Genomic DNA, 25,634 nt, shown 5'->3' with positions numbered 1-25,634 from the left:
GGTGCTGCTCGCCATGCGAGCGTCTGCACCCGCCGCCCGCCGGAAGCGCGCCGCACCGCCCGCAATCCTCGGCGCGCCCTCCGGCCGGAGCCGCACCGCCCGCGCCCCGTCCCCGGCGGGAACAGGACAGCGCGCACGCGGCGGCGCGCCGGGCCCCGGCTCTTCGCGCGACCGCAGCGCGGCTCCGGCGGCGCCGCGGCCGGCCGGCTGCGGCCGGCACACGCGAGACCGACCGCCGCCCGGCCGGTCACCGCACCGTAGGACGGACGGTGCGGCACCGCCGGGCGGCGGTCACTCGGGCGCGGTGCCGGCGGGGCGGCCGCCGCCCCCCTCGCCCAGCCAGCCGTCGATCCACGCGGTCACCGCGGCCGGGTCGGCATCGGCGCCCGATGCGAAGGCGCGCTCGAACCCGGCCTCGCCCAGGCGGCGGCGGGCCTGCGCGCGGACCCGCGCGATCGCGGGGGCGGCCTCGTTGGGCAGACCGCGCACCGACCGGGCCCGGCCGAGTGCGACGGCGGCGCGCTCAGGCCACTCCGCGACCAGCACCTCGGCCAGCTGCTCCAGGATGTCGGCGCAGGGCATCCCGGCCGTGTGGGGGGCGATCGCCTGCCAGGCGGCCGCGGCGTCGGCCAGCGCTGCGGGGCGGTCGCCGAGGGCCATCGCCGTGCGGCTGCGCAGCGCCAGCCACGCGGGTTCGACCTGTCCGCGCACGACCGGGTTCATCGCGGCGATCTCACCGGTCAGCGACAGGGCCTTCTCGTAGGCCGCCGCCGGGGCGCCGGCGGCGTGGTCGACTTCGGCCTCGCCCATTCTGCAGAACATCCGGGTGTCGCTCTCGTCGGCCAGCGGGCGGGTCGCGGCGAGCTCGCGGCGCGCGGACTCGATGCGCCCGCGTCCGGCCATGCACAGCGCCTGGCGGATCTTGAACTGGGCGCGCAGCCCTTTCAGGCCGATCTCGGCGGCCAGCTCGTCGCCCTCGGACAGCAGCTCCATCTCGCGGTCGAGGTCGGTGAGGTGGTACAGGCCCGCGGCCACGGTCAGCGCGTGCGCGGTGCCCCACCGGTCGCCGATCGCGCGGAACCTCTCCAGTGCGGTGCGGACCCGGTCGCGGCCCTCGCGGCCGCGGCCGTCGTGCAGGCACAGCAGGCCGCCGAACAGCTGTGCGCCGGTGCGCATCCACGGGTCGGGGTGGTCGGCGGCGGTGGCGCTCAGGCGGGCGATGCGCTCCTCGCGGTCGTAGCCGAGCATGCCCAGCAGCATCAGCACCAGCAGCAGCCCGGGGTGGTTCTCGGGAGGGTCGCCCAGCTCGACCAGGATCTGCTCGGCGCGCAGCAGCCCCTTGGTAGAGGTCTCGGGCCCGGCGAAGTCGGCGCCCAGCGAGTGGATCGCCAGGCAGTGGGCGTAGGCGACGGTGCGCCCCTCGGGCGGGTGCTCGCCGGCGGCCCGCAGCAGCTCGCCGCACCAGCGCACCAGGTCGCTCCAGGCGTTGCCCATCTGCCAGTACCAGCAGGAGGCGAGCAGCAGGTCGAGGGCGCGGGAGAGGTCGCCGACGTCGATCGCCCAGCGCAGCGCGGCGGTGAGGTTGTCGTGCTCCACACGCAGCTGGGCCAGCCAGAGCAGCTGCTCGGTGCGGCGCAGATAGGGGTCGGCCCGGGCCCACAGGGCGAGTGTGTAGTCGGCGTGGGCGCGCCGGACCGCGGGTTCCTCGCCGCTTTCGGCGAGGCGCTGGGCACCGTAGGCGCGCACGGTCTCCAGCATCCGGTAGCGGGGCTGGCCCTCGCCGCCCTCGCCGACTTCGGCGGTGACCAGGGACTTGTCGACCAGGGCGAACAGCACCGACCACACGTCGCGGTCGTCGCCGAGGCCGTGGGAGCACACGTGCTCGACGGCTTCGAGTGAGGCGCCGCCGGCGAAGACCGACAGGCGCCGCAGCAGGGTGCGCTCGGCGCCGTCGAGCAGCTCCCAGCTCCAGTCGACGACGGCCTGCAGGGTCTGGTGCTGCGGCAGCGCGAAGCGGTTGCCGTTGGTGAGCAGCCGGAACCGGTCGGACAGCCTGGCCGCCAGGTGGGCCGGCGGCATCGCGCGCAGCCGGGCCGCGGCCAGCTCCAGCGCCAGCGGCATGCCGTCGAGTTCGCGGCAGATGCGCACGACGTGCTCGGCGTTGCCGGCGTCCACGGCGAAGGCGGGGTCGGCCGCGCGGGCGCGTTCGGCGAACAGCCGCACCGAGGCGTAGTCGCCGGCGTCGGCGGCCGGGGTGGTCTCGGGAGGGAGGGCGAGGGAGGGCACGGCCAGCAGCCGCTCCCCCGCGATCCCCAGGGGTTCGCGGCTGGTGGCGAGCAGGCGCAGCCGGGCGCACCGGGCGAGCAGGTGTTCGGCGGCCTCCGCGGTCTCGGCGACCAAGTGCTCGCAGTTGTCCAGGATGAGCAGGAGCTCGCGCTCGTCGACGAAGTCGACCACGCGGTCGAGGAGGTCCCCGGTGCCGGTGGGCGCGCCCGAGAGCGACACGGCCGAGTTCTCGTACAGCCCGAGGGCGCTCACCAGGGCGTGGGGGATGTCGGCGCCGTCGCGCAGGGGCGCGAGCTCGACGAACCACACACCGCCCGCGGGCGAGTCGGGGCGCTCCTCGACGAAGCGGGAGCCGGCCTCGATGGACAGCCGGGTCTTGCCGGCCCCGCCGGGGCCGATGAGGGTCACCAGGCGTTCGCCGACGAGCAGCGCGCCGACCTGGTCGACCTCGTCCTCGCGGGCGACGAAGCTGGTCAGGGTGTGCGGGAGCCGCTTGACCGGGCGCGGGGCGGGCGGCGGGGACTGCTCGCGGGAGGCAGGCGGGGGCTCGGGCCGCTCGGCGCGCGCCGGCGCGGAGTCGCCTGCGTTGAGCTCGCCGCGCAGCAGCCGGACCTGCAGCCGCTGCATGTGCGGCGACGGGTCGATGCCCAGGTCCCCGGCGAGCGCGTGGCGCAGCCGGTCGTAGGCCGCCAGCGCGTCGGCCTGGCGGCCCGCGGCCGACAGGGCGCGGACGAGCAGTTCGACGGGGCGCTCGTCGTGGGGCTCGCGCGCGGCCAGCTCCTCGATGTCGGGCAGCGCGTCGTCGTGGCGGCCGATCTCCAGCAGCAGGGTCAGGCGCTCCAGCGAAACGCTGCGGTGCGACTCGGCCAGGCGCACGGCGACGTCGTCGGCACCCCCGGCCCCGGACAAATCCGACAGCGCCGGGCCCCGCCACAGCGCCAGCGCCTCCCCCAGCAGCGCTTCGGCGCCCTGCGGGTCGCCTTCGGCGCGGGCGGCGCGGCCGCGCCGGGCCAGCTCGTCGAAGCGGTGCAGGTCGACGCAGGCGGGGTCGACGTCGAGCCGGTAACCCGCGGGGTCGCCGCGCAGCGGCGCCGTGTCGCCCAGCGCGCGGCGCAGCCGGGAGGCCAGCGCCTGCAGCGCGTTGCCCGAGTTCTCGGGCGCGGGTTCGTCGCCCCACACGCCGCGGACCAGGCGCTCGCTGCCCACGGTGCGGCCGGGTGTGAGCAGCAGCAGCACGAGCAGGCGGCGCAGGCGCGCGCCGCCGATGGGCAGTGCCGCGCCGTCAGCGCTGTACACCGCGAGTGGACCGAGGATGCAGAACCGCACGGCTCCATGATTGCCGATTCCCGCAGCAGGACTTCAACAGGTTTACCGATTCTGTGGAATCCGCGCGTTCGCCGTCGGAGGATCCGGCCGCGGCGGCCCGCCGCGGCCGGGCGAACCCATCGCCGCTCAGTCCGCAGTATGGTTCGGGTATGCCGTGCCGTGCGGCCGCAGCCCGACTCCCGCCCCGTCGGCAGCGGCGCCCGGCACCGGGAGAGTCCCGTCGGAAGAGTTTCGCAGGAGCCCCATGTTCTCGGTCGACCGCCGCTCATCACGCCAGCGCCGCGCCGGGGCGCGGCTCGCCGCCGCCGGCGGTGCCGTGCTGGCCGCGACCGCGGGGTGCGGGAGCCTGGCCTCCGACACCGAGACGGAGCTCGACGACAACATCAACCTGACGAGCACGATGATGCAGGCCGGCGAGCCCATGCCCCGCCTCTACACGTGCCGGGGCGAGGGCGTCTCGCCGGCGCTCCAGTGGTCGGGGCTGCCCGACGAGAACACCACCGAGTCCCTGGCGCTGGTCGTGGACGCCCCCGAGGAGGCCACCGTCTTCTGGGTGCTCTACGGCCTCGACCCGCAGACCGCCGAGCTGCGCCAGAACACGGTCCCGCACCCGGGCGAGCAGGGCCGCAACAGCGAGGGCGAGACCGCCTACGACCCGCCGTGCTACTCCGAGGACGGCGCCGACGAGGTCCGCTTCACGCTCTACGCCCTCGACAGCGAGCTGGACCTGGCCGACGACGCGTCACTGGAGGAGGCGCTGGGCGCGATCGCCGAACGCGCGGTGTCGCGCGGTTCCCTCACCGTCTCCAACGGCCAGTGAACGCCGACACCGCGCCCCTCCCGTGCGCGCGGCCCGGAGACCGGCGCTGCATCCTGCGTGCGCACCGCGTGTACGCGACGGCAACGTCCGTCGCCCTCTGCACTCATGCCGCATCTATGCATAAAGTGGGATCGTGCCCCCCGTTGATTACCTCATGACCGAATCGTGCAACCGGCGCTGCCGAGGCCTGCGCACGGGCGCGGCGACCGCGCCGGGCCGCGTTCGCGGCTTCGGCGCCGCCGGACATCCCGCGGTCCGCGCCGCGCGTCCCACGGCAACGGGGGTCCCCCGACGGACCGCGGTCCACCCGCACCGCCGACGCCCGCGAGGCGCAGGCGCGGCGGCGGTGCACCGAGCGCCCTCTCCGCGCGCTTCCACACCGGCCGACCCGGTCGCCCCCGCCGGTGGCAGCCATGACGTCTACCAGGCCGCGGGCCCTAGGGTGGTGCATTCACCGTGACCATTGCGCTAATCGCGATCATCGCCGTCATCGTGGTCCTCATCGTCCTGATGCTGATCCTGCTGGGCATGCGGGCGCTCAACGTCAGCAACGCCGACGACGGCTATGACGACTACGACGAGCCCGAGTACGACGACGGCTACGCGGAAGGCGACGACCGCGAGGAGCCGGAGGACGACCCCGCGCCGCGGGGCCGCGCTCGCGGGCGCGGGCGCTCCCGCGAGCGCCGGCCGCGGCCCGAGCCGGAACCGGCGCGTTCCCGCTCGCGCCGCGGCCGCTCCTCGGCCCGCGACGACGACGGCGACGACTTCGCCGACAACGACTTCTGGTCCAGCCTCTCCGGCGACGACCCCGACTTCGCCGACGAGGAGCGGCCCTTCTCCGGCTCCGGCTCCGGTCGCCGCGACACCCGGGCGGAGTCCACCGAGGCGATGGCGGCGGTCGTCGAGGACGACGAGCCCCCCGCGCCGACGCGCTCCGCCGACACCGGGCCCGGCCGCGCGCCGGCGGTCGAGGGCGCCGCCCGCGACCGGCGCGGCCGCGAAGCCCCCCAGGCGCTGCCTCCGGCAGGGCAGGAGCCCGCGGGCGACGACTCCGGCCTGCGCATGCTGGCGAGCCTGGGCCAGGGGTCGGCTTCCGGTGAGGAGCCCGGGCGCGATGCCGCCCGGGAGCGCCCCGCCGCGCCGGCTCAGGAACGCCCGAGCGCCCCCGCGGCACAGGCCCCCGAGCGCCCGGCCGCGGCGGCGGGCGAGCTCGGGCCGGCGGGCGGGCGGAGCCGTCCTGAGGCCCGCGACCCCCTCGACGACCCGCTGGGCGGTCCCGCGCCGTCCTCACCCGCCCGGCCGTGGGCCCAGGGGGGCTCGTCCGACCCGCTGGCGGGGCACCCGCCGCCGCCGGGCGGCGCCGACCAGTCCCGCCCTTCGTCCCGCGACACCGGGTCCTTCGCGCACGACCCGCTCAGCGGCCCCTCACCGCTGAGCCGCGGCGCTTCGGCACCCGCTCCGGGCGCCCCGCCCACCTACGACTCCGGGCCCCTCACCCGCGGCGGCCCGGGCTACGAGGGCTCCTCCCCCGCTCCCTCCTCCTACGACAGCGGCTCCTACGACACGGGCTCGCTCAACCGGCCCACCTACGACTCCGGCCCGCTGAGCCGCTCCTCCTACGACTCCGGCGCCCACGGCCGCCCCGACCTCGGCGGCCCCGTACAAGGCTCCTCGGCCTACGACACGGGCTCGCTCAACCGGCCCACCTACGACTCGGGCCCCCTGAGCCGCTCCTCCTACGACACCGGTACGCACAGCCGCCCGGGCTACGATGCGCCCGCGGGCTCCTCGGCCTACGACACCGGCTCCTACAACCGGGCCTCCTACGACCCGGGGCCCGCGTCGCCCTACGACACGGGGTCCTACAGCCGCCCTTCGCGCAGCTCCTACGACACCGGCGGGCGCGGCGGCCCGGGCGGCGGCGACCCCCTCACCGACCCCGCGTTCACCCCCTCCCCCGGTCCGGCGGGCCCCGAGTCCGGATCGCCGATCTGGTCGAGCCTGGACACCGGCTCGCACCAGCGGCCCGCCGCGCCCCCGAACCCGCCCACACCGTCGGGCGGATTCGAGGCGGCGCCGCCGGCGTACGGGACCGGGTCGTTCGCACGCGAGCACTACGACAGCGGGCCCTATGACAACAGCGGGCCCTACGACAGCGGCGGCTACGGCGCTCCGCCCCACCCCGGCCGCCAGGCCGGCCCTCCGCCGGGCGGCCCCCCGCCGGGCGGGCCGGCGCCGAACGGGCCGGAGCCCGGCTACGGCTACGGCGGCCGGCAGCAGGGGCCCTGGGACCAGCAGTCGTGGGGCGGCGCCACGGGCGAGCAGCCGGGCATGCACCCGCGGCCGGGCTACGACGCCCAGGCCTACGGCCCCGGCGGCCCGCACGTTCCCGAGGGCTACGACAGCGGGCCCTACGGCGCACCGCCGCCGGCCCCCGGACCGGCACCGGCGAACGGCTATCCCGGCATAGGCGCCTCCCAGCAGGCGCCGGGAAGCCCGCAGCCCTACCCCGGGTACGCCGACGTGCTCGGCGACTACCCGCCGGCGGACCAGTACGGCGGCTACCCGCCGGCCGGCCCGTCCCGATACGACCCCGCACCGGGCGAATGGCCGCCCTACCCGGGCCGCCCGGAACAGCAGGACCCGGACAACCCGCCTCCGCCGCCGTACGGCCAGGGCGGGTACGGCGGCTACGGCTACGGGAACCGCTAAGGCGCGTCCGACGGGTCCCTCCCTAGCGGGCGGCGCGCTCAGGCGTGCCCCCGCGCCCCGGGCGCGAAGCTCCGCATTCCGGCGCGGGGCGCCGCGCAGGAGGACAGGCGACCCGGCGAACACACCCCGGACGCGGCGGCGGGCCCTCCGGGGCACCGCACAAAGGAGGGCGGGGCGCGCGGCGCGCGCCCCGCCCTCCGCTGTCCCCGGCGGCCCGGGGGGCCGCGCCGCCGCCCGCACGGCCGGAGCGACAACGGTTATCGACATCATGGTGAATCCGGCCCGGACGACACTCCCGCATGGCTACAGTAAGTGACGGCCGAAGTTCGTTGGGTCATGGGCTGCCGTGCCCGGCCCGCCGCGAGGCCGCTGTCCCAGAGCGCCATTTCGTTCGCACCCACCGGGGGTAGTCATGCGTCCAGACGCCCAGGGAACACCGACCCCGCCCCGGGAGAGCGCGCAGAGCCCGCTCTCCCGCGTCCGCTCTCTTCCGTTACTCGGCAACGTCCCCGGCGACGTCGCCGCCTCGCTCGTCGTCTTCCTCGTCGCGGTGCCGCTGTCGCTGGGCATCGCCGTGGCCTCCGGGGCTCCGCTGATCGCCGGGATCATCGCCGCCGTTGTCGGCGGCATCGTGGCCGCGCTGGCCGGAGGTTCGGCGGTGCAGGTCAGCGGGCCCGCCGCCGGACTCACCATCATCGTCGCCGACCTGGTCACCGCTTACGGCTGGCGGGTCACCTGCCTGATCACGCTGCTGGCCGGCCTGGTGCAGATCGCCCTGGGCGCCTGCCGCATCGCGCGTGCGGCGCTGGCGATCTCGCCGGCGGTCATCCACGGCATGCTGGCCGGCGTCGGCGTCACGATCGCCCTCGCCCAGCTGCACGTCCTGCTCGGCGGCGACCCGCAGAGCTCGGCCACCGCCAACATCGCCGAGCTTCCCCGCCAGCTCGCCGACAACCACACGCCGGCCGTCGTCGTCGGCATGGTGACCATCGCCGTGCTGCTGGTGTGGCCGCGCCTGCCCGGGCTGCGCCGCCTGAGCCGACTGCCCGGCGCGCTGGTCGCCGTGGTCGCGGCCACGGCCCTCGCCACGGCGGCCGGCTGGCCGGTCGAGCGCGTATCCCTGCCCGACTCCCCCGCCGCCGCCTGGACCGGCCCCGTCCTCCCCGATCCGGGCGACCTGCGGGGCGTGGCCATCGGAGTGGCGGCCGTCGCCCTGGTCGCCAGCGTGGAGTCCCTGTTGTGCGCTATCGCCGCCGACCGCCTGCACGACGGCCCGCGCGCCAATCTCAACCGCGAGCTCCTCGGCCAGGGCGCCGCCAACACCGCCAGCGGGGCCCTGGGCGGCCTGCCCATCGCCGGTGTCATCGTGCGCAGCACGACCAACGCCCGCGCGGGCGCGCGCACGCCGCTGGCGGCCATGCTGCACGGCGTGTGGATCCTGGCGTTCATCGGCCTGTTCGCGCACGCCGTCGAGTTGATCCCGCTGGCGGCGCTGGCCGGGCTGCTGGTGGTGATCGGCCTGCAGATGGTCAACCTCGCCCATCTGCGCGATCTGCGCCGCCACCGCGAGGCCAGTATCTACGTCGCGGCGCTGCTGGCCGTCGTGCTCTTCGGACTGCTGGAGGGCGTCCTCATCGGATTCGCGCTGTCGGTGCTGGTATCGCTGCGCCGGCTGACCCGCGTGAGCGTGCTCACCGAGGAGCGCGAGGGACGCCGGCACATCGTCGTCCAGGGCTCGCTGACGTTTCTGGGCGTCCCCCGGGTCGCCCACGTGCTGCGGACCGTGCCCAGCGGAGCCCACGTCGACCTGGACCTGCACGTGGACTTCATGGACCACGCCGCGTTCGAGTCGATCCACGCCTGGCGCCTGGACCACGAGCGCACCGGCGGCAGCGTCGACATCGACGAGGTGCACGAGAACTGGTATGAGCGCCGGTCCCGACAGGCCCCGCCCGCCGGCAAGACCTCGCCCGGAGGCCTCGCCCGGTCGTGGGCGCCCTGGGGCATGCGCGGCGGCTTCGACCCCGCCGCCCCGCCCTCGGGCCTGCTGCTCAGCGGGGCGCGGGAGTACCACGCCAGCACGGCCGGGCGGATGCGGTCGCTGATGAGCCGGCTGGCGCAGCGCCAGCGCCCCAAGGCGCTGTTCATCACCTGCGCCGACTCCCGGGTGGTGCCCAACCTGATCACCGCAAGCGGTCCCGGCGACCTGTTCACGTTGCGCAACATCGGCAACCTGGTGCCCCGGCGCGGCAGCGGGAGTGGCGACGACTCCGTGGGCGCGGCGGTCGAGTACGCCGTCACGGTGCTGGAGGTGCCCTCGGTGGTGGTGTGCGGCCACTCCAACTGCGGCGCGATGAAGGCGCTGCTGGAAGGACCGGGCGAGCCCGACGCCGAGCTGGGCCAGCTGCGGCGGTGGCTGGCCCACGGCGGCGAGAGCCTGGAGCGCGCCGGCGCCTTGCGGCTGCGGGACGCGCCGACACCCGAGGCGATGCGCAGGCTCTCCCAGGCCAACGTGGTGCAGCAGCTGGAGAACCTGCTCACCTACCCGGCGGTGCGCCGCCGGTTCGAGCGGGGCGACTTGGAGCTGTCGGGGATGTACTACGACCTGGAGTCGGCCCGGGTGCACGTGCTCGGCGCCGACGGGTCCTTCGCCGCGGTGTCGGCCGAGGCCGCCGAACGGGTGGGCGCGGACGCGTCCGCGCCCGGCTCCGGGAGCGCCGCCGGGCCGGCCGAGGCGGCGCCCGGCCCCGAAGGCGCCGGGGCATCCCCGTCGCCCACGCCGTAGGCCGGGTTCCCTCGGGGCGCGCCTTCCTGCCGCGGGCGGGGCCGCGCCCCGCGGGGCCGTGGGCCGCGACCGGCGAAGCGCCCCGCGCGGGTGCCGAGCGCCCGCCAGGCGGGCGGGACCGATCGGGCAGGGCGGCCGAGCACCTTTCCGCCGCGGTGCCCGAGGCGGGAAGCGGCGCTTCACGCACCGGGCGCGGTACGCGCGCGTGCGCAGCCGCCCTCAGTCTTCTTCGGTGTAGTCGTCGCGCACGTCTTTTCGCACCTCGGAGGAGTGGTAAAGGGCGAACAGGACGATGACGACGATCGCGATGATCGGCAGGGCGAACAGGATCACCCAGATCGTGGACAAGGCAGCTCTCACCGAAACCCGGCTCGCAAACGGCGCGGGCGCGCATCCGCGCCCGCGGTGGGCCCCGCGCGGCACCTCGCGGAGACCGACTGGACCCTCACCAATCTATCCCGCCGCACGCCTGGTCGGTGCACGCATCCCCGTATGGGCGGGACTTTCGGCTCCCGGCCGCGCACTCGGCACCTGCGCCGGCGGCGCCGCGCCCCCGGCCGCGCTCGCCGCACGCGGAGCGACCGCTGCCGGCACACGCACCCGACAGCGGGCCCACCGCAGAGAAGGGGGAGAGCCGGCCGGTAAGCCGGATTCTGTCGGTCCTTGCGGACCGGGCGGCCATCCGTCTGGGACTGCCGTTGCCGGCAGCCTCGGTGCGGTCTACCCGCGGACATCGGGCGGGCAGCCCTCGAACGTCCGCGCAGGGGACCGCGGTCCCCCTTTTTGACCTTGCTCCGGGTGGGGTTTACCGAGCCGACCGGATCGCTCCGGCCGCTGGTGGTCTCTTACACCACCGTTTCACCCTTACCACCGCGCACAGCGGTGGCGGTCTGTTTTCTGTGGCACTTTCCCGCGGGTCGCCCCGGGTCGGTGTTACCGACCACCCTGCCCTGTGGAGTCCGGACTTTCCTCGACACCCCTTCGGGTGCCGCGGCCGCCTGGCCGACTCTCCCCTCACCGCGATGATATCGCGCCGCGCGCCTGCTCGGCGCGCGTGCGGGAGCCGAGCACGCCCGGCTCAGGCGCTGCCGGGGCCGAGGTGTCCGGTGTCGTTGAGGGAGCGCACCAGCGTCGGCCCGTCGCTGAAGCAGTCGATGCGCGACAGGCAGCCCACGTCCAGGTGCATGCGGAACAGCGCCTTCGGTGGTGCCAGCAGGGCCTGCTGTAGCAGCACCTTGATCGGCGTGACGTGGCTGACCACCAGCACCGTGCGGCCCGTGTGGCGCGCCAGCAGCTTTTCGCGCGCCTCGGCCACGCGCTCGGCCACCGCCGCGAAGCTCTCGCCGCCCTCGGGTGCCGCGGCGGTGTCGGCCAGCCAGCGCCGCAGTTCGTCGGGGCGGCTGCGCTGCACCTCGCCGAAGGTCATCCCCTCCCAGGCCCCGAAGTCGGTCTCCCGCAGGCCCTCGTCCACCTCGACCGGCAGCGCCAGCTCGGCCGCCACCGGCTGGGCGGTGTCGCGGGCGCGGCGCAGCGGCGAGGAGACGACCACGTCGATTCCGGATCCGGCGAGGTGCCGGGCTGCGGCGCGGGCCTGGGCGTGCCCGGTCTCGGTCAGGCCGATGTCGCCGACGCCGGCGAATCGCTGCTCCGTCGACATCGGGGTCTCGCCGTGGCGCAGCAGCACCAGCCGTGTGGGCTCGGTGTCGGGCGCCGCCCAGCCGGTGGCGGCGGGCTGCGGCGCCCGGGTTCCGGCGCCGCCCGCGGGTTCGGCCGGCGGCTCGGCGGCGGAGTCCGCCGCGCCGCCGGATGCGGCTTCCAGCCGCACGGGCCGTCCCTCGGCGGCGGCGTCCATCGCCTCGTTGGCCAGCGCGTCGGCGTGGGCGTTGTCGGCCCGCGGCACCCACACGTAGGAGACCGCGGCGAACCCGGCGGCCTTGGCGCGGGCCTCCTCGGCGAGCGGCCGCAGTGCGGCGTGCTTGATCCGCCAGCGGCCCGACATCTGCTCGACCACCAGCTTGGAGTCCATGCGCGCCTCGACCGCGGCGGCGGGGTCGAGGCCCTGGGCCGCCGCGAGCCCGGCGATCAGGCCGCGGTACTCGGCGACGTTGTTGGTAGCCCTTCCGACGGCCTCGGCGACCTCCGCCAGCAGTTCGCCGGTGTCCGCGTCGCGCACCAGAGCACCGAACCCGGCCGGGCCGGGGTTGCCGCGGGATCCGCCGTCGGCCTCGATCACCAGTCGCCTGCTCATCACTCGCTCCTTGTACCTGTGCCGGGCCCGCCCGGCCCGCGCATCCGCCGGTGCCCCGCGACAGTCGTCCGAGCGGCCTACAGTCCCGAGTCGCCGGTACGCACCAGGATGCGCCGGCACTGGTCGCAGCGCAGCACCTCGTCCGCGGGAGCCTGGCGGATCCCGGAGAGCTCGGCGGTGCTCAGCGCGAGCTTGCAGCCCTCGCAGCGGCCGTAGCGCAGCGCCGCCGCGCCCACGCCCTCGTGCTGGTCGCGCAGCTTGGTGTAGAAGGCGGCGAGGTCCTCGGGGACCTCTGCGGCGACGCGCTCGCGGCGGGCGGACTCGGCGGCGCGGTCGGCCTCGATCTCGGCCCTGGCGGTGCCGCGCCGCTCGTCGGCGGCGTCGCGCTCGGTCTCGGCGGCCTCCAGCTCCTTGCGCAGCTCGGCCTCCTCTCTCTCCAGGCCCTCGCGGCGCTCCATCACCTCCAGCACGATCTCCTCCAGCTCGGTCTGGCGGCGCTGCAGGGACGCGATCTCGGACTGCAGGTGCTCCAGGTCCTTGGGCGAGGAGACCTGGCCGGCGTCGAGGCGCTTGGAGTCGCGTTCGGAGCGCGTGCGCACCTGGTCGACGTCGGACTCGGCCTTGCGCTGCTCGCGGTCGAGGTCGGACAGCGCCGTGGTCAGCACCGTCCGCCGGTCGCGGAGCTCGCTGATGCGGCTGTCGAGGCGCTCGACCTCCTCGTTCTCGGGCAGGTTGCGCAGGCGGTGGGCGAGCTGGGCGAGTCGGCTGTCGATCTCCTGGAGATCGAGTAGGCGCAGCTGGTGGGCCGGTTCTGCTTTCACTTGTGTTCAAGGCTCCTTTGCCGACGTCGGAAGCGGTCGCGGCGCAGCGCGGGCCGTCGGCCGCGGCCAGGGGTCGATCGGCTCACAGTGCCAGGGACCAGGCGTCGGTGACGATCTCGGATACGCGGAACTCCACGTTAGCCCGTCGGGGCCCGAGCGCGCTCGCGAGCCGGGCGGCGCCCTCGGCGAGCCAGGGCCACTCGCCGGCCCAGTGCGCTGTGTCGATGAGGGCGGGGCCGCCGTGTTCGGCGAACTCCGAGGCAGGATGGTGGCGCAGGTCGGAGGTCAGGTAGACGTCCACGCCGGCGGCGCGGGCGCGGTCGAGCAGGGAGTCGCCCGCCCCGCCGGAGACCGCGATGCGCTGGACCGGACGGTCGGGGCCGCCGCTGACGCGGATCCCTCCGGCGGTGCGGGGCAGCCCGGCGGCGGCCTGCGCCGCGAATTCGCGCAGCGGCAGGGGCTCGGGCAGCGACCCGATGCGTCCGATGCCTCGGCCGCCGGCGGGGTCGGCGGGATCGGGGTCCAGGGGCGCGAGCGGGCCGGGCAGGCCCACGGCCGCCGCCAGTGCGTCGGAGACGCCGGGATCGGCGGTGTCGGCGTTGGTGTGCGCGGTGTAGAGGGCGGTTCCCGCCGAGATCAGCCGGTGCACGAGTCGTCCCTTGGGCGTGGTGGCGGCCACGCCGGTCACCCCGCGCAGCAGCAGCGGGTGGTGGGTGACGAGGAGGTCGGCTCCCCATTCGCGGGCCTCGTCGACGACCTCGGCGACGGGGTCGACGGCGAAGAGCACGCGGCGCACCGGCTGGGCGGGGTCGCCGCACACCAGCCCCACGGCGTCCCAGGGCGCCGCCCACGCGGGGTCGTAGACGCTTTCGAAGGCGCGGGTCACCTCGTGCAGGGTCGGGTCGGCAGGCGATTCGCTCACGCACCGCACCTTAGCGCCCCGGCCGGCCGGTCGGACCGGTGTCCGCCCCGGCCGCACGCGTCGCGCGAGGCGGCGGTCGGCCGCCCGGGAGTCGGCGCGGTGACGCGCCGCGCCGGGCACCGGCGCGTGCTCAGGCCCGGGCGGCGGGGGTTCGCGGTGCGGTCCAGCCCGCCGCGTACACGCCGACCGCACCGGAGACCGCGCCCAGCACCAGCCAGACCGCGGCAAGGCCGGGCAGCGCCCGACCGCCCGGGCCGGCGAGCGCCAGCAGCAGGTAGCAGACCAGGCCGAACAGTGTCGCCGGACCCGCCCGCGGTACTCTGACCAGGCGCAGCAGCCACCAGCACACCAGCGGCGTGGCCGCCAGCCGAGCCGCGAAGGCCGCCAGGCCGAGGCCGATGTTGGCGCCCACGACCTGGTCGGCGGTGAGCGAACCGGCCAGCGCCGCCGCACCGTGGACCGCCAACCCGACGGCCGCGGTTCCGGCGGCGCCAACAGCGGCGCCGAGGGCGATGCGGCGCCAGTCGGGCGCGAGGCGACTCGGGGTCATGGCCTCCATGATGCCCGGTGCCGTGACGCTCTAAGCTGGGTGCCAACCATGACTGAACTCGCCGCATCGCCCATCGGGGCGCACGTACCGGTCGCCGGGGGAATGGCCACCCGTGGTCTCGCCTATGCCGCCGACATCGCCGCCGAAACCGTCCAGGTCTTCGTCTCCAACCCGCGCGGCTGGGCCACGACGCCCGGCAGCCCCGACGAGGACGCCGAGCTGCGCGAACGCTCCGACCTTCCGGTGTTCGTGCACGCCAACTACCTGATCAACCTGGGTTCGCCCGACGAGACCATCGCGGAGCGGTCCGCGACCGCCCTGCGCCACGCGCTGCAGCGCGGCGCCGAGATCGGCGCGCGCGGCGTGGTCGTGCACACGGGGTCGGCGGTGCGCGGCGGCCGCGACGAAGGGCTGGCCCGGATGCGCGCGCTGCTGCTGCCGGTCCTGGAGGAACTGGGCGAGCAGGTTCCGCCCGTCCTGCTGGAGCCGATGGCCGGGCAGGGACAGGTGCTCTGCGCGACAGTGGACGACCTGGGGGACTACCTCGCCGCGCTGGACTGGCACCCGCGCGCCGGGGTCTGCCTGGACACCGCGCACGTCTTCGCGGCGGGCCACGACGTCTCCACTCCGGAGGGGATGTCCGCGATGCTGGACCGGTTCGGCGAGGTCGCGGGGGCCGAGCGGCTGCGGCTCGTGCACGCCAACGACTCCAAGGAGGCGTGCGGCAGCAACAAGGACCGCCACGAGAACATCGGCGCGGGCCACATCGGCTCCGCGCCCTTCGGCACGCTGTTCGAGCACCCGGTGAGCGCCGGTGTGCCGGTCGTCTGCGAGACGCCGGGCCCGGTCGCACCGCACGCGGCCGACGTGGCGACGCTGAAGGACCTGCGCGGCGGCCCCGCCGCCGACTGACCCCCTCCGCCGCGCCTTCAACACCCGCCGCAGGCGCCCGAGCGCCCGGCGGGTGCGCGACGAGAACCCGCCGCCCGCGCGCCGCGGCCGCGCTCCGGTCGGGGCGGCGGGTGGTGCGCCGGCGGGGTGGGCGGCGATTTCGGACGGCCGCTATCCATGCGTGTATTGCCGACCCAGGGTTGCGCCCGGCCGCGCGGTGCGAGGATGGCAGGGCCGTTCCCCCTACCGGAGTGCGCACCGTGACATCTCCCCCCTCGGGGCGGAGGGAGCGGAGGGACGCGGTCCCCGCCGACCGGGTCGCCCTCCTGCCGGCCGACCGCCGCCCCCGCCTCCCTGCCGCATGCTCGACGCCGCGTCCCCTCCCCCTGGAGGCCTTCCGATGACCACCACCCTCATCACCGGAGCGAACAGGGGCCTGGGCTTCGAGGCGGCGCGCCGCCTGACCGGGGCCGGCCACACCGTCTACATCGGGGCGCGCGACCCCGAGCGCGGCCGGGCGGCGGCCGCGCGGCTGGGCGCTCGATTCGTCCGGCTCGACGTCACCGACGACGGCTCCGTCCAGGCGGCCGCCGCGTCCCTCCGCGCCTCCGGCGGCCTGGACGTCCTGGTCAACAACGCCGGAACCGCCGGGGCGCGCAGACCGGTCGGCGAGACCACCGCCGACGACCTGGTCGGTACCTTCGAGACCAACGTGTTCGGCGTCGTCCGCGTCACGCACGCCTTCCTGCCGCTGCTGAAGGAGAGCGCCGCCCCGGTGGTCGTCAACGTCGGCAGCGCCCTGGGGTCGCGGGCGGCCTGCGCCGACCGGTCGCGGCCGGAGTTCGATGTGGCCTACCTGGACTACAGCGCGTCCAAGTCCGCGCTGGTCATGCTCACCTCGCAGTACGCCAAGGCGTTCCCCGCCATCCGGTTCAACGCCGTGGACCCCGGTTACACCGCCACCGACCTCACCGGCCACCAGGGCGCTCCGGTCCAGGAGGGCGCGGAGGTCATCGTGCGCATGGCCGCCGTCGGCGCCGACGGACCCACCGGCGGCTGGTTCGACAACGCCGGCCCCGCCGCCTGGTAGCCGGCGCCTCGTCGCCGCTGCGGGAGCGCGAGCACCCGCACCGCCCTCGAACGCACGCGAGCGGGCCGCCCGGCGGTGCGCCGCCGTCCGGATGCCGGGACGGACGGGGCTCGGCCGGGCGGCCCGCTCCGGCGGGTGGTCGCGCGCGAGCGCGCGACCACCCGCCCCGCGGTCAGCTCATCGGCTGCTCGTGCTTGCCGGGACGCGTACCCGGCGGGCGTTCCGCGGTACCGTGCCGCGCCTCCTGGGTGCTGGCGCCGCCGTAGGGGCGCTCACCCGTTCCCGCTTCGCCGGACGCCGCGTCCGCGTCCGCATCGGTGCCCTGCCCGCCGCCGACCGCCTGCTGAGTGCCCGCGGGCGCCCTCTCGGCGTCGGCGCGGCCGGCCGCATAGGCGTCCTCGTCCGCCGTCACCCGGTCGGGCCAGCCGGCGGTGACCGCGTAGATGACCAGCACGTCGACGGCGATGGCCACCAGCGACCACACCGGGTAGGACCCGATGAACGCCAATTGGGCGAACGCGTTCACCGCCGCGACGACGACGGTGAAGACCCGGGCCCAGGTTTGGCCGGAGAGCAGGGCGAGGCCCGCGAGTACCAGGACGACGCCCCAGACGCCCAGCACAAGCCCCCAGATCGCGAAGTCCCAGACGAGCATCTCGTCCTCGGCCGCGACGAAGTAGGCGGGCATGAGCATCGCGACCAGGCCCTGCACGATGTTCACTGCGCCGACGACGAACAGCAGGGTGGCTGCGAAGACTCCCCAGCCGTTCGCGCGCGATCGCTTCATGTCGTGCTCCTCCCCCGGGACGGGGCGCGCGAGTGTGGCCGCGCGCGCCGCCCGTCCGCCTAGTCAGACATGACCTGGCCTCACCATGCCCGACGCGTACAGGGCGGCTCCATACCCGGCTCACCATGTGCGGGTAAAACAGCACAAAAAACGGATTCCCGGCCTTGTCCTGCGGGTGGGTCCGGCGAGAGGGAACGGGTCGGCGGAGTACCGGCTTCGTGGCGTGGCGCGCGGCCGGATGCGGACGCACAATGGATCTTAGAACGCGGGTCCCGAGGGATTGAACGCCCGCGTCCTCGGCCACAATGGAGCGTGTAGGACCTCGGAGGGCGGTGCACAGCATGGAGCCGGTGAGCCTTGTAGTGGGGGCGGCCATCGCTCTCGGCGGGGTGATGATCGGCCGCATGATGCCGCGCCGGCCCCCCTATCCCGCTCCGCCTCCGCAGGTGCCCGCGGTCTCGGCGAAGCCCGCCACGCCCCAGCCCATCTGCGGCTGCGGCCACCACCTGGTCTTCCACGACCAGGAGACCAAGATGTGCCAGGCCCAGGTCGTCATACCCGGCCGCTGGGTGGGCCAGAGCGGCGGAACGTACCGCCCGTGCAAGTGCCAGGGCTACCGCGGGCCGGTCCCGGTGGACGAGTACTACGCCCCCGACATCATCGGCGGCGACTCCTGAGCGGCGCGGCCGCCGGCGGCCGCCGGCGGGGCGCTGCGCGCCTCCCCGCGGTGCGGGGGCGGCCGTGAGCGCCGGCGGCGTGCCGCGAGGGACCGTGTGGGTCGTGGCGGGCGCTCCGGGCGCGGGCAAGTCGACGGTGGCCGAGCTGCTGCTGCGCCGGCTGGAGCCCGTGCCGGCCTTACTCGATAAGGACACGCTGTTCAGCGGGTTCGTCGCCGAGGTGCTCGCCGCGCACGGCCGGTCCTACGGCGAGCGCGAGGGCGCGTGGTACGACGAGCACGTCAAGGCGCACGAGTACGGCGGGATGACCGCGGCGGCCGCGCAGATCCGCGCGTCGGGGTGCCCGGTGATGCCCGTGGCGCCCTTCACCGGGCAGATCCGCGACCCCGGCCGATGGCGGGCGTGGGTCGGCGAGCTCGGCGGCGATCCGGTGCGCCTGGTGTGGGTGGCCAGCGACGGGGCGACCCTGCGCGCCCGCATCGGCGGCCGGGGGCGCTCCCGCGACACGGGCAAGATCGACGGGTTCGACGCGTTCGTCGCCCGGGTGCGGCCGGACGAGCCGCCGCCCGTCGAGCACATCGCGATCGACAACCGGCTGGGCGCCGCACCGCTGTCCGACCAGGTCGCGGCACTCGCGGGGGCCGTCTGACCTTTGCGGACGCCCGCGGAGGGTACGGGACCGGTATGGACATCGGAACCGTCGAACTCGTCATCATGGCGGTGCTGATCATCGGCATTCCGGCCATCTTCGTGACGGTCGCTGCGCTTATGCGGCACCGGTACCTGCGCTCGCGGCGCTGAGGGGCGCCGCTTCCCGCATCCGCCTCCGCCGGCGGCACGCTCCGGATGCGGCGCCGTCCGGTGCCCGGCCCGATCCCGGGCTCCGGAACGCGCGCCGCGCCGGTGTCAGCCGCCCGCCTCCTCCTGCGCCCGGCCCGGCTCGGCGTGCGCGGGCACGACGCGCTGCAGCAGCCCCCAGGTGAACTCGGCGACGTGGCGCCCGCTGCGCCCCGAGGCGTCGGGGGCGGTGAAGGCCAGGCGCCAGCGCGAGGGGGCGGTGCCCTCCATCGGCACCGCCGGCGCGAACGCGCGCGCCACGTCGTCGACGACGCACGACCAGGGGTCGAGTTCGCCGACGTGGCGGGGTCGGGGCGCGGTCGCGCCCTCGGCGCGCACCAGCCACTCGTGCAGCACGGGCCCGCCCTCCAGCGTCACGACCTCGTAGCGCAGGTCCGGCCACAGCGGCACCGGCCAGCGGTGCACCTCGCAGTCCAGGTCGCCCACCGGGCGCCGCGCGGTCGTCTCGGCGGGGCCCAGCAACAGCCGGTAGCGGCGCAGGCCCGAGGGCGCGCGGGCCGAGCGCAGCATCGCCTGCCAGCGCCGGTTCGCCTCGCGCATCTCGGCGCGGGTGGCGCCGAGCTCCCGGCGGGCGTCGTCGACCAACTGGGGCCGGTAGTCGGCCATACGCCGCAGCAGCACCAGCTGGAACCCGCGCGGACCCATCGACTCCACCGCTCGCCCCCTTCGGCGGGCACGCCTCCGGCGGCGCCGCGGCGGCCGGCGCCTACCAGCGCAGCAGCGCGGCCACGCCGTCCTCCTCGGCCAGCACGCCGGCGGCCTCAGGCGGCAGCATGGTGACGGCGGCGCCGGAGGTGTAGCCCATCTCGATCATGCGCTCGCCCAGGTCGGGCTCCTCGGCCATGGCGGCGTCGGACTCCCCGGGCGGCCGTTCACCGTGAGGGTAGTACCGCCCGTCGAAGGTGCGCTGGCCGCGCAGCTCGCGGGTGCCGTCCAGGACGAGGTGGGCGACCCGGTTCTCGCGGAACGCGCCGAGTGTGTCGCTGATCCCGGTCGTGCCCGGCCCGCCCGAGCGCGCGGCGTCGCGTGCCTGCTCGGCGAGGACGCGGCAGCGGCGCCGGCGGTCCTCCTCCAGTTCGGGCCGCACCAGTGCGGCGATCTCGTTGGTCGACAGCGACTCCACGACCCGGTCCAGCAGGACGACGTCGCGGCGGGCGGGCGAGGTGGACAGGCCCTTGCGGACGACGTCGATCAGCCGGCGGTCGCCGGTGACGGCGACGGACTGCCAGCCGTGCTCGTCGGCGATCGCGGAGAGGCGCGGGCGCACCGAGGCCAGGTAGCGCTGGAGGTTGTCCTCGACGCGGCGGTCGAACCGGTCGAGCTGGTTGGCGCCCCGGGAAGGGCTGCCGGACTGGGCGAGCGAGGCCGGCCCGCGCATGGAGCGCCAGTCGTCGGTGTCGAGGTCGAAGGCCAGCCGGGTGACCTCCCGGGCGACGCCGAACCGCAGGTCGATCACGCGCACCCCTTCGTGGGACACGGCCAGCACGCCGGCGGGCGCGCCGAGGGTGAGGGCGCCGGCCAGCGGCCGCAGGTAGGGGCGGCGCTCCAGCACCGCGCAGTCGTCCAGCGGCATCTGCACGTTAAGCGTGTGCACCTCGTCGCGGCTGACGGGGGCGAAGAGGGCCCGGCCCACCCCCGACTCGCCGGCGTCGAGCACGGACTCGATCTCGGGCTGCAGCCGGTCGAGCCGATCCAGAACCGCCGCGCGGCGCTCCCTGTCGCCGTCGTCGGCCGCTCCGCTGCGCAGCGCGCCGATGGCGTTGCCCACCGCCAGGCGCCAGGCCGGAGAAGCCGACTTGTCGCGCGGGTCGGCGGTGGCGTACACGGTCAGCACGCCCATCTCGTCGTTCATGGCGGCCAGGTCGCGAACCGACGTCGGATCAATGATCACGGTCATCCCGCCCATCGTCGATGCGCCTTCCGGTCCAACGGAGGCGTCTACTGTCCTCTTTAACAGGAGATCAGGGCGGGGTTCAACGGTCGGTCCCCGGCTGGTCACCGCGGGCTCAAGATGCGGGGAGCAGGGGCGGCGGCCCGGTGTCAGAGCACGCCGTGGCCGGGGCGGGGCTCGGCGGGGATGCCGCCGAACCGTCCGGACCGGAAGTCCTCGACGGCCTGCAGCAGCTCGTGGCGGGTGTTCATGACGAACGGGCCGTAGGCCGCGACGGGCTCGCGGATCGGCTGCCCGCCCAGGATGAGCACGTCCAGCTGCGGGGAGCGGCTCTCCTGGCGCTCGTCGGCGCGCACGGTGACCGCGTCGCCCGGCCCGAAGACCGCGAGCCGGCCCGTCTCGATCGGGTGGCGGTCGGAGCCGGCGCCGCCGGAGCCCGCGAGCGTGTAGACGAGTGCGTTGAAGTCGGGCCGCCAGGGAAGGCGCAGCTGCGCGCCCGGAGCCAGGGTCGCGTGCACGAGCGAGATGGGCGTGTGCGTGGCGCCCGGTCCGCTGTGGCCGGCGACGTCGCCGGCGATGACCCGCAGCAGCGCCCCGCCGTCGGAGGAACTGAGCAGCGTGACCTCGCCCCGGCCGATGTCCTGGTAGCGGGGGTCGGTCATCTTGAGCCGGGAGGGCAGGTTCACCCACAGCTGGAGCCCGTGGAAGAGCCCGCCGCTCACGACGACCTCCTCGGGCGGGGCCTCGATGTGCAGGATGCCGCCGCCGGCGGTCATCCACTGGGTGTCGCCGTCGGTGATGGACCCGCCGCCGCCGTGGGAGTCGCTGTGGTCGAGCACCCCGTCGATCATGTAGGTGACCGTCTCGAAGCCGCGGTGCGGGTGCCAGGGGGTGCCCTTGGGCTCGCCCGGGGCGTACTCGACCTCGCCCATCTGGTCCAGGTGGATGAAGGGGTCGAGCGCGCGCATGTCCACGCCCGCGAACGCGCGCCGGACCGGGAAGCCCTCGCCTTCATAGCCGGTGGGAGCGGTGGTCACCGAGATGACGGCGCGTTCGGCGGCGGTGGCCGCCGGTTCGGCCGCGCGCGGCAGCACCAGGATGTCGTCGACCGTCACAGCGGGCATGCGGGGCCTCCCAAGCTCCGGGCGCTCGGCACCTTGCCGACCGCACTCGACACGAACAATCCATGCGTTTGCATCATTCCACGCACGCTCCCGCGGCCGCACCCGCCTTCCCGCCGACGCCCTGGGCGACCGCAGCGCCCCGGGCTCCTTCCCTTCGGCGTGACAACCGCCCTCACGGCCAGGACAATGCAGCGGGTGAACAAGACCGAGAAGGTGGACCAGCCAACGTGACGATCAGTATCGACCAGCGCATCGCCGAGGAGATCGGCGTCAGCCAGCACCAGGTGACCGCGGCCGTCGGGCTGCTCGACGACGGGGCCACCGTCCCCTTCGTCGCCCGCTACCGCAAGGAGGCGACCGACGGGCTCGACGACACCCAGCTGCGCCACCTCGAGGAGCGCCTGCGCTACCTGCGGGAGCTGGAGGAGCGCCGCGCCGTCGTCCTGGACTCCATCCGCTCCCAGGGCAAGCTCGACGAGGAGCTGGAGGCGCGCATCAACGCCGCCGACTCCAAGGCGCGGCTGGAGGACATCTACCTCCCCTACAAGCCCAAGCGCCGCACCAAGGCCCAGATCGCCCGCGAGGCCGGCCTGGAGCCGCTGGCCGAGCTGCTGCTGGGCGAGCCCGACCGGGACCCGCAGGCCGCGGCCGCCGGCTACGCCGACCCGGACGCGGGCGTCGCCGACGCCGCCGCGGCGCTGGAGGGCGCCCGCGCGATCCTGGTGGAGCGCTTCACCGAGGACGCCGACCTGGTCGGCGAGCTGCGCGAGCGGCTGTGGTCGCGCGGCCGCCTGGTCGCCGCCGTCCGCGAGGGCCGCGAACAGGACGGGGCCAAGTTCTCCGACTACTTCGACTACTCCGAGGCGCTGACCGACCTGCCCTCCCACCGCGTGCTGGCGATGTTCCGCGGCGAGAAGGAGGAGGTGCTCTCACTCACCCTGCAGCCCGAGGACGACGAGCACTCCGCCGCCGCCCCCGCGGCCCCCGGCCCCTACGAGCGCGCGATCGCGGCGCGCTTCGGCATCGCCGACCGCGGCCGCCCGGCCGACCGGTGGCTGGCCGAGACCGTGCGCTGGGCCTGGCGCACGCGGGTGTTCGTGCGCCTGGACATCGACCTGCGCATGCGGCTGTGGCAGCAGGCCGAGGACGCCGCCGTGGGGGTGTTCGCCGCCAACCTGCGCGACCTGCTGCTGGCCGCGCCCGCCGGCACCCGCCCCACGCTCGGCCTGGACCCGGGCCTGCGCACCGGTGTCAAGGTCGCCGTGGTCGACGCCACCGGCAAGGTGGTGGCCACCGACACCGTCTACCCGCACGCGCCCCAGCGGCGCTGGGACGAGGCGCTGGCCGCGCTCGGCCGCCTGGTCCGCGAGCACGGCGTCGAGCTGGTCGCGATCGGCAACGGCACCGCCTCCCGCGAGACCGACAAGCTGGCCGGCGAGCTGGTGAAGCTGATCGGCGCGGGCAGGCTCACCAAGGTCATGGTCTCCGAGGCCGGCGCGTCGGTCTACTCCGCCTCCGCCTACGCCTCGCGGGAGCTGCCGGAGCTGGACGTGTCGCTGCGCGGCGCCGTGTCCATCGCCCGGCGGCTGCAGGACCCGCTGGCCGAGCTGGTCAAGATCGACCCCAAGTCCATCGGCGTGGGCCAGTACCAGCACGACCTCTCGGAGACGAAGCTCTCGCGCATGCTCGACACGGTCGTGGAGGACTGCGTGAACGGCGTCGGGGTCGACGCCAACACCGCCTCGGTCCCGCTGCTTTCGCGGGTGTCGGGCATCAGCTCGACCGTCGCGCAGAACATCGTCGACCACCGCGACGCCAACGGGCCGTTCGCCGCGCGCTCGGCGCTGAGCCGGGTGCCGCGGCTGGGCCCCAAGGCCTTCGAGCAGGCCGCCGGGTTCCTGCGGATCCGCGGCGGCGACCCGCTGGACGCCTCCAGCGTGCACCCGGAGTCCTACCCGGTGGTGCACCGCATCGTGGCCGCCACCGGCGGCGACGTCTCCTCGCTGATCGGCGACACCGCGAGGCTGCGCTCGCTGCGGCCCGCGGACTTCGCCGACGACGGGTTCGGGCTGCCCACGGTCACCGACATCATCGCCGAACTGGAGAAGCCCGGGCGCGACCCGCGGCCGGAGTTCGCCACCGCCTCGTTCAAGGAGGGTGTCGAGACGCTGGCCGACCTGCAGCGCGGCATGATCCTGGAGGGTGTGATCACCAACGTGGCCGCCTTCGGCGCCTTCGTGGACGTGGGCGTGCACCAGGACGGCCTGGTCCACGTGTCCGCGATGTCCAAGAGTTTCGTCAGCGACCCCCGCGACGTCGCCAAGCCCGGCGACGTCGTACGGGTGAAGGTGATGGACGTCGACACCGACCGCAAGCGGATATCACTGAGCATGCGGCTGGAGGACGACCCCGAGAGCGGCGAGCGCGGCGCACGCGGCGGCGGCAACGGCGGTGCACGCGGCGGAGGAGGCGGCCGCAAGGACGGCTCCCGCAACCGCAGGGGCGGCGGCCGCCGCGAGGACCGCGGCGGCGCGTCCGGCGGCGGCGGCGCCGACGGCGCCATGGCCGAGGCGCTGCGGAAGGCCGGACTGGACAAGGGGATCGGCTAGGGCGCGCGCCCGACCGCCGTGCGGGGGCGGGCGGCGCCGCCCGCCCCCGCGCGGCGGCGCCGCCGGCCTCCCCTCCCCGGCCCGGGTCCGCTCAGAGCCGGGCGGAGGGAGGCGGCCCGGCGCCGGCGGGGTCGGGCGGAACGGGGCCGCCGTCGGCCGGCCCGGAGTCGGCACCGGCGCCGGGCGCTCCCCCGCCCTCCGGCCCGGCCCGGCCGTCGGCCTCGTTGCGGCGCCGGTGCACGAGCAGCCCGGTCCAGCTGGCCGCCAGCAGGACCGCCCCCGCGATCAGCAGCACCGTCGCCGTGCCGATCGCGCCGTCGGTCAGGTCCCAGACCATCTCCGGCACGCCGACCGTGACCCCGATGACCCCCATGACCAGGAGCACAGCGGTGCGGTCGAGGAAGTAGTAGGCGATGCACGCCGCCGCAACCAGCAGGGTGGCGGCGTATCCCCATGCGTTCTCGTCGGTCCAGGACAGCAGGGTCTGGCCGGCCGCCAGCGCCAGTCCGGCCCCCAGCCCCAGTCCCAGCCGGCGCTCGGCGGCGGCGCCCAGGGCCGAGAGCACCGCCCACACCACGCCCAGCGCCAGCCAGCTTCCTCCCAGCAGGAGGGTGTCGTCGCCTGAGGCGAACTCCTCGACGAGCGTTCCGACCACGCCGACGCTCATCCCCCACACCGCGACCTGGCCCACGGCCGAGGGCAGTGCGGCATAGCCGGCGGCGGCGACGGCCAGCCCGACCAGGGGCGGCAGGTAGGCGGGGTCGCCGTCCTCCGCGACGTCGACCGCCACCGCCACCGCGAAGGCCGCCAGGACGGCGGCCAGCGCCAGGAGCACCCCGGCGATCCGGCGCCGGACGTCGGGCACCCGGTTGCGGCGCCCGAGCATCTCCTGCGGGCCGCCGCTCATGAGCATCGCGCCGCCCGCTGCCGCGGCCGCCAGCACCGCCAGAAGGGTGATGCGGGCGTCGTCGCCCAGTTCCTCCCAGGAGGCGGCCGCCAGCGCGACCGCTCCGGCCAGCACCAGGCCGCCGCCGATGTAACCGACGATCTCCATCCAGCGCACGCGCCCGGGCGCGGGTTCGGCCGCGGCCAGCGCCACGCGCACCTGGTCGGCCTGCCAGGCCGAGATGACGCCGCGCTCGACCAGACCGCTCAGGGCCGTGTCGCGGGACGGCTTCGACTCGCTCACCTGTGTCCTCCTCCCGCACTCGCAAAGCCGCCGGCGGACTTCGCC

Annotated in this window: 19 protein-coding genes and 1 other RNA gene; 8 read left to right on the top strand and 12 right to left on the bottom strand. The window is 75.6% G+C overall.

Annotation, left to right across the window (positions count from 1 at the left end):
* Positions 1 to 291: 291 nt before the first annotated feature.
* On the bottom strand, positions 292 to 3,582 hold the full coding sequence (locus tag ABD284_RS21465; protein ID WP_344146578.1) for an AfsR/SARP family transcriptional regulator: 3,291 nt from the start codon (positions 3,580 to 3,582) through the stop codon (positions 292 to 294).
* Positions 3,583 to 3,856: 274 nt separating this feature from the next.
* Here ABD284_RS21465 and ABD284_RS21460 point away from each other — a divergent pair, with 274 nt between their 5' ends.
* From ABD284_RS21460 to ABD284_RS21450, 3 genes are all read left to right on the top strand, one after another.
* Complete coding sequence (locus ABD284_RS21460) at positions 3,857 to 4,432, top strand: YbhB/YbcL family Raf kinase inhibitor-like protein (RefSeq protein WP_344146575.1); 576 nt, start codon at positions 3,857 to 3,859, stop codon at positions 4,430 to 4,432.
* Between the two features lie 456 nt (positions 4,433 to 4,888).
* Positions 4,889 to 7,147, top strand: coding sequence for a hypothetical protein (locus ABD284_RS21455; RefSeq protein WP_344146572.1), 2,259 nt, complete (start codon positions 4,889 to 4,891; stop codon positions 7,145 to 7,147).
* A gap of 412 nt (positions 7,148 to 7,559) precedes the next feature.
* Positions 7,560 to 9,932, top strand: coding sequence for a SulP family inorganic anion transporter (locus ABD284_RS21450; RefSeq protein ID WP_344146569.1), 2,373 nt, complete (start codon positions 7,560 to 7,562; stop codon positions 9,930 to 9,932).
* Positions 9,933 to 10,151: 219 nt separating this feature from the next.
* On the opposite strand, the gene ABD284_RS21445 is transcribed toward ABD284_RS21450, so the two are convergent.
* From ABD284_RS21445 to ABD284_RS21420, 6 genes are all read right to left on the bottom strand, one after another.
* On the bottom strand, positions 10,152 to 10,280 hold the full coding sequence (locus ABD284_RS21445) for a hypothetical protein (protein WP_344146566.1): 129 nt from the start codon (positions 10,278 to 10,280) through the stop codon (positions 10,152 to 10,154).
* Between the two features lie 278 nt (positions 10,281 to 10,558).
* An RNA gene (gene rnpB, locus ABD284_RS21440) (RNase P RNA component class A) lies at positions 10,559 to 10,942 on the bottom strand.
* A gap of 68 nt (positions 10,943 to 11,010) precedes the next feature.
* Positions 11,011 to 12,180, bottom strand: a complete 1,170-nt coding sequence (locus ABD284_RS21435) for a bifunctional RNase H/acid phosphatase (protein ID WP_344146563.1) — start codon at positions 12,178 to 12,180, stop codon at positions 11,011 to 11,013.
* Positions 12,181 to 12,257: 77 nt separating this feature from the next.
* Positions 12,258 to 13,001 (bottom strand): zinc ribbon domain-containing protein, encoded by a 744-nt coding sequence (locus tag ABD284_RS21430; protein WP_344146560.1) that lies wholly within the window; start codon positions 12,999 to 13,001, stop codon positions 12,258 to 12,260.
* Between the two features lie 82 nt (positions 13,002 to 13,083).
* A complete protein-coding gene (locus tag ABD284_RS21425; RefSeq protein ID WP_344146557.1) occupies positions 13,084 to 13,923 on the bottom strand; it encodes a Nif3-like dinuclear metal center hexameric protein in 840 nt (279 codons plus the stop codon).
* 130 nt (positions 13,924 to 14,053) lie between these two features.
* Positions 14,054 to 14,473: a hypothetical protein gene (locus ABD284_RS21420; protein WP_344146554.1), complete on the bottom strand. Its 420-nt coding sequence runs from the start codon at positions 14,471 to 14,473 to the stop codon at positions 14,054 to 14,056.
* A gap of 48 nt (positions 14,474 to 14,521) precedes the next feature.
* On the opposite strand from ABD284_RS21420, the gene ABD284_RS21415 reads away from it, so the two are divergent.
* Complete coding sequence (locus tag ABD284_RS21415) at positions 14,522 to 15,385, top strand: deoxyribonuclease IV (RefSeq protein WP_344146551.1); 864 nt, start codon at positions 14,522 to 14,524, stop codon at positions 15,383 to 15,385.
* Between the two features lie 379 nt (positions 15,386 to 15,764).
* On the top strand, positions 15,765 to 16,454 hold the full coding sequence (locus tag ABD284_RS21410) for an SDR family NAD(P)-dependent oxidoreductase (protein WP_344146548.1): 690 nt from the start codon (positions 15,765 to 15,767) through the stop codon (positions 16,452 to 16,454).
* Between the two features lie 172 nt (positions 16,455 to 16,626).
* Here the strand turns inward: ABD284_RS21410 and ABD284_RS21405 are convergent, their stop codons facing one another.
* Positions 16,627 to 17,241, bottom strand: a complete 615-nt coding sequence (locus ABD284_RS21405) for a DUF7144 family membrane protein (RefSeq protein WP_344146545.1) — start codon at positions 17,239 to 17,241, stop codon at positions 16,627 to 16,629.
* 341 nt (positions 17,242 to 17,582) lie between these two features.
* On the opposite strand from ABD284_RS21405, the gene ABD284_RS21400 reads away from it, so the two are divergent.
* On the top strand, positions 17,583 to 17,918 hold the full coding sequence (locus ABD284_RS21400) for a hypothetical protein (RefSeq protein WP_344146543.1): 336 nt from the start codon (positions 17,583 to 17,585) through the stop codon (positions 17,916 to 17,918).
* A gap of 103 nt (positions 17,919 to 18,021) precedes the next feature.
* Positions 18,022 to 18,567 carry a P-loop nucleotide/nucleoside kinase family protein gene (locus tag ABD284_RS21395; RefSeq protein WP_344146540.1) on the top strand — a complete coding sequence of 182 codons (546 nt, stop codon included), beginning with the start codon at positions 18,022 to 18,024 and terminating at the stop codon, positions 18,565 to 18,567.
* Positions 18,568 to 18,824: 257 nt separating this feature from the next.
* On the opposite strand, the gene ABD284_RS21390 is transcribed toward ABD284_RS21395, so the two are convergent.
* The 3 genes from ABD284_RS21390 to ABD284_RS21380 form a co-directional block, all read right to left on the bottom strand.
* Positions 18,825 to 19,421: a hypothetical protein gene (locus ABD284_RS21390; RefSeq protein ID WP_344146676.1), complete on the bottom strand. Its 597-nt coding sequence runs from the start codon at positions 19,419 to 19,421 to the stop codon at positions 18,825 to 18,827.
* 61 nt (positions 19,422 to 19,482) lie between these two features.
* A complete protein-coding gene (locus ABD284_RS21385; protein ID WP_344146537.1) occupies positions 19,483 to 20,673 on the bottom strand; it encodes a VLRF1 family aeRF1-type release factor in 1,191 nt (396 codons plus the stop codon).
* Between the two features lie 143 nt (positions 20,674 to 20,816).
* Entirely contained in the window at positions 20,817 to 21,791 is a 975-nt protein-coding gene (locus tag ABD284_RS21380) for a pirin family protein (RefSeq protein WP_344146534.1), read from the bottom strand.
* Positions 21,792 to 22,018: 227 nt separating this feature from the next.
* Between ABD284_RS21380 and ABD284_RS21375 the strand changes: the two genes are divergently transcribed.
* Positions 22,019 to 24,400, top strand: coding sequence for a Tex family protein (locus ABD284_RS21375; RefSeq protein WP_344146531.1), 2,382 nt, complete (start codon positions 22,019 to 22,021; stop codon positions 24,398 to 24,400).
* A gap of 91 nt (positions 24,401 to 24,491) precedes the next feature.
* Here the strand turns inward: ABD284_RS21375 and ABD284_RS21370 are convergent, their stop codons facing one another.
* Positions 24,492 to 25,589 (bottom strand): DUF2157 domain-containing protein, encoded by a 1,098-nt coding sequence (locus ABD284_RS21370; RefSeq protein WP_344146528.1) that lies wholly within the window; start codon positions 25,587 to 25,589, stop codon positions 24,492 to 24,494.
* Between the last annotated feature and the right edge of the window lie 45 nt (positions 25,590 to 25,634).

The organism is Streptomonospora arabica, assembly GCF_039531585.1.
Taxonomy (GTDB): Bacteria; Actinomycetota; Actinomycetes; order Streptosporangiales; family Streptosporangiaceae; genus Streptomonospora; species Streptomonospora halophila.
Note: the sequence above shows the minus strand (reverse complement) of the source record. Positions and strands in the feature narration are given on the sequence as shown.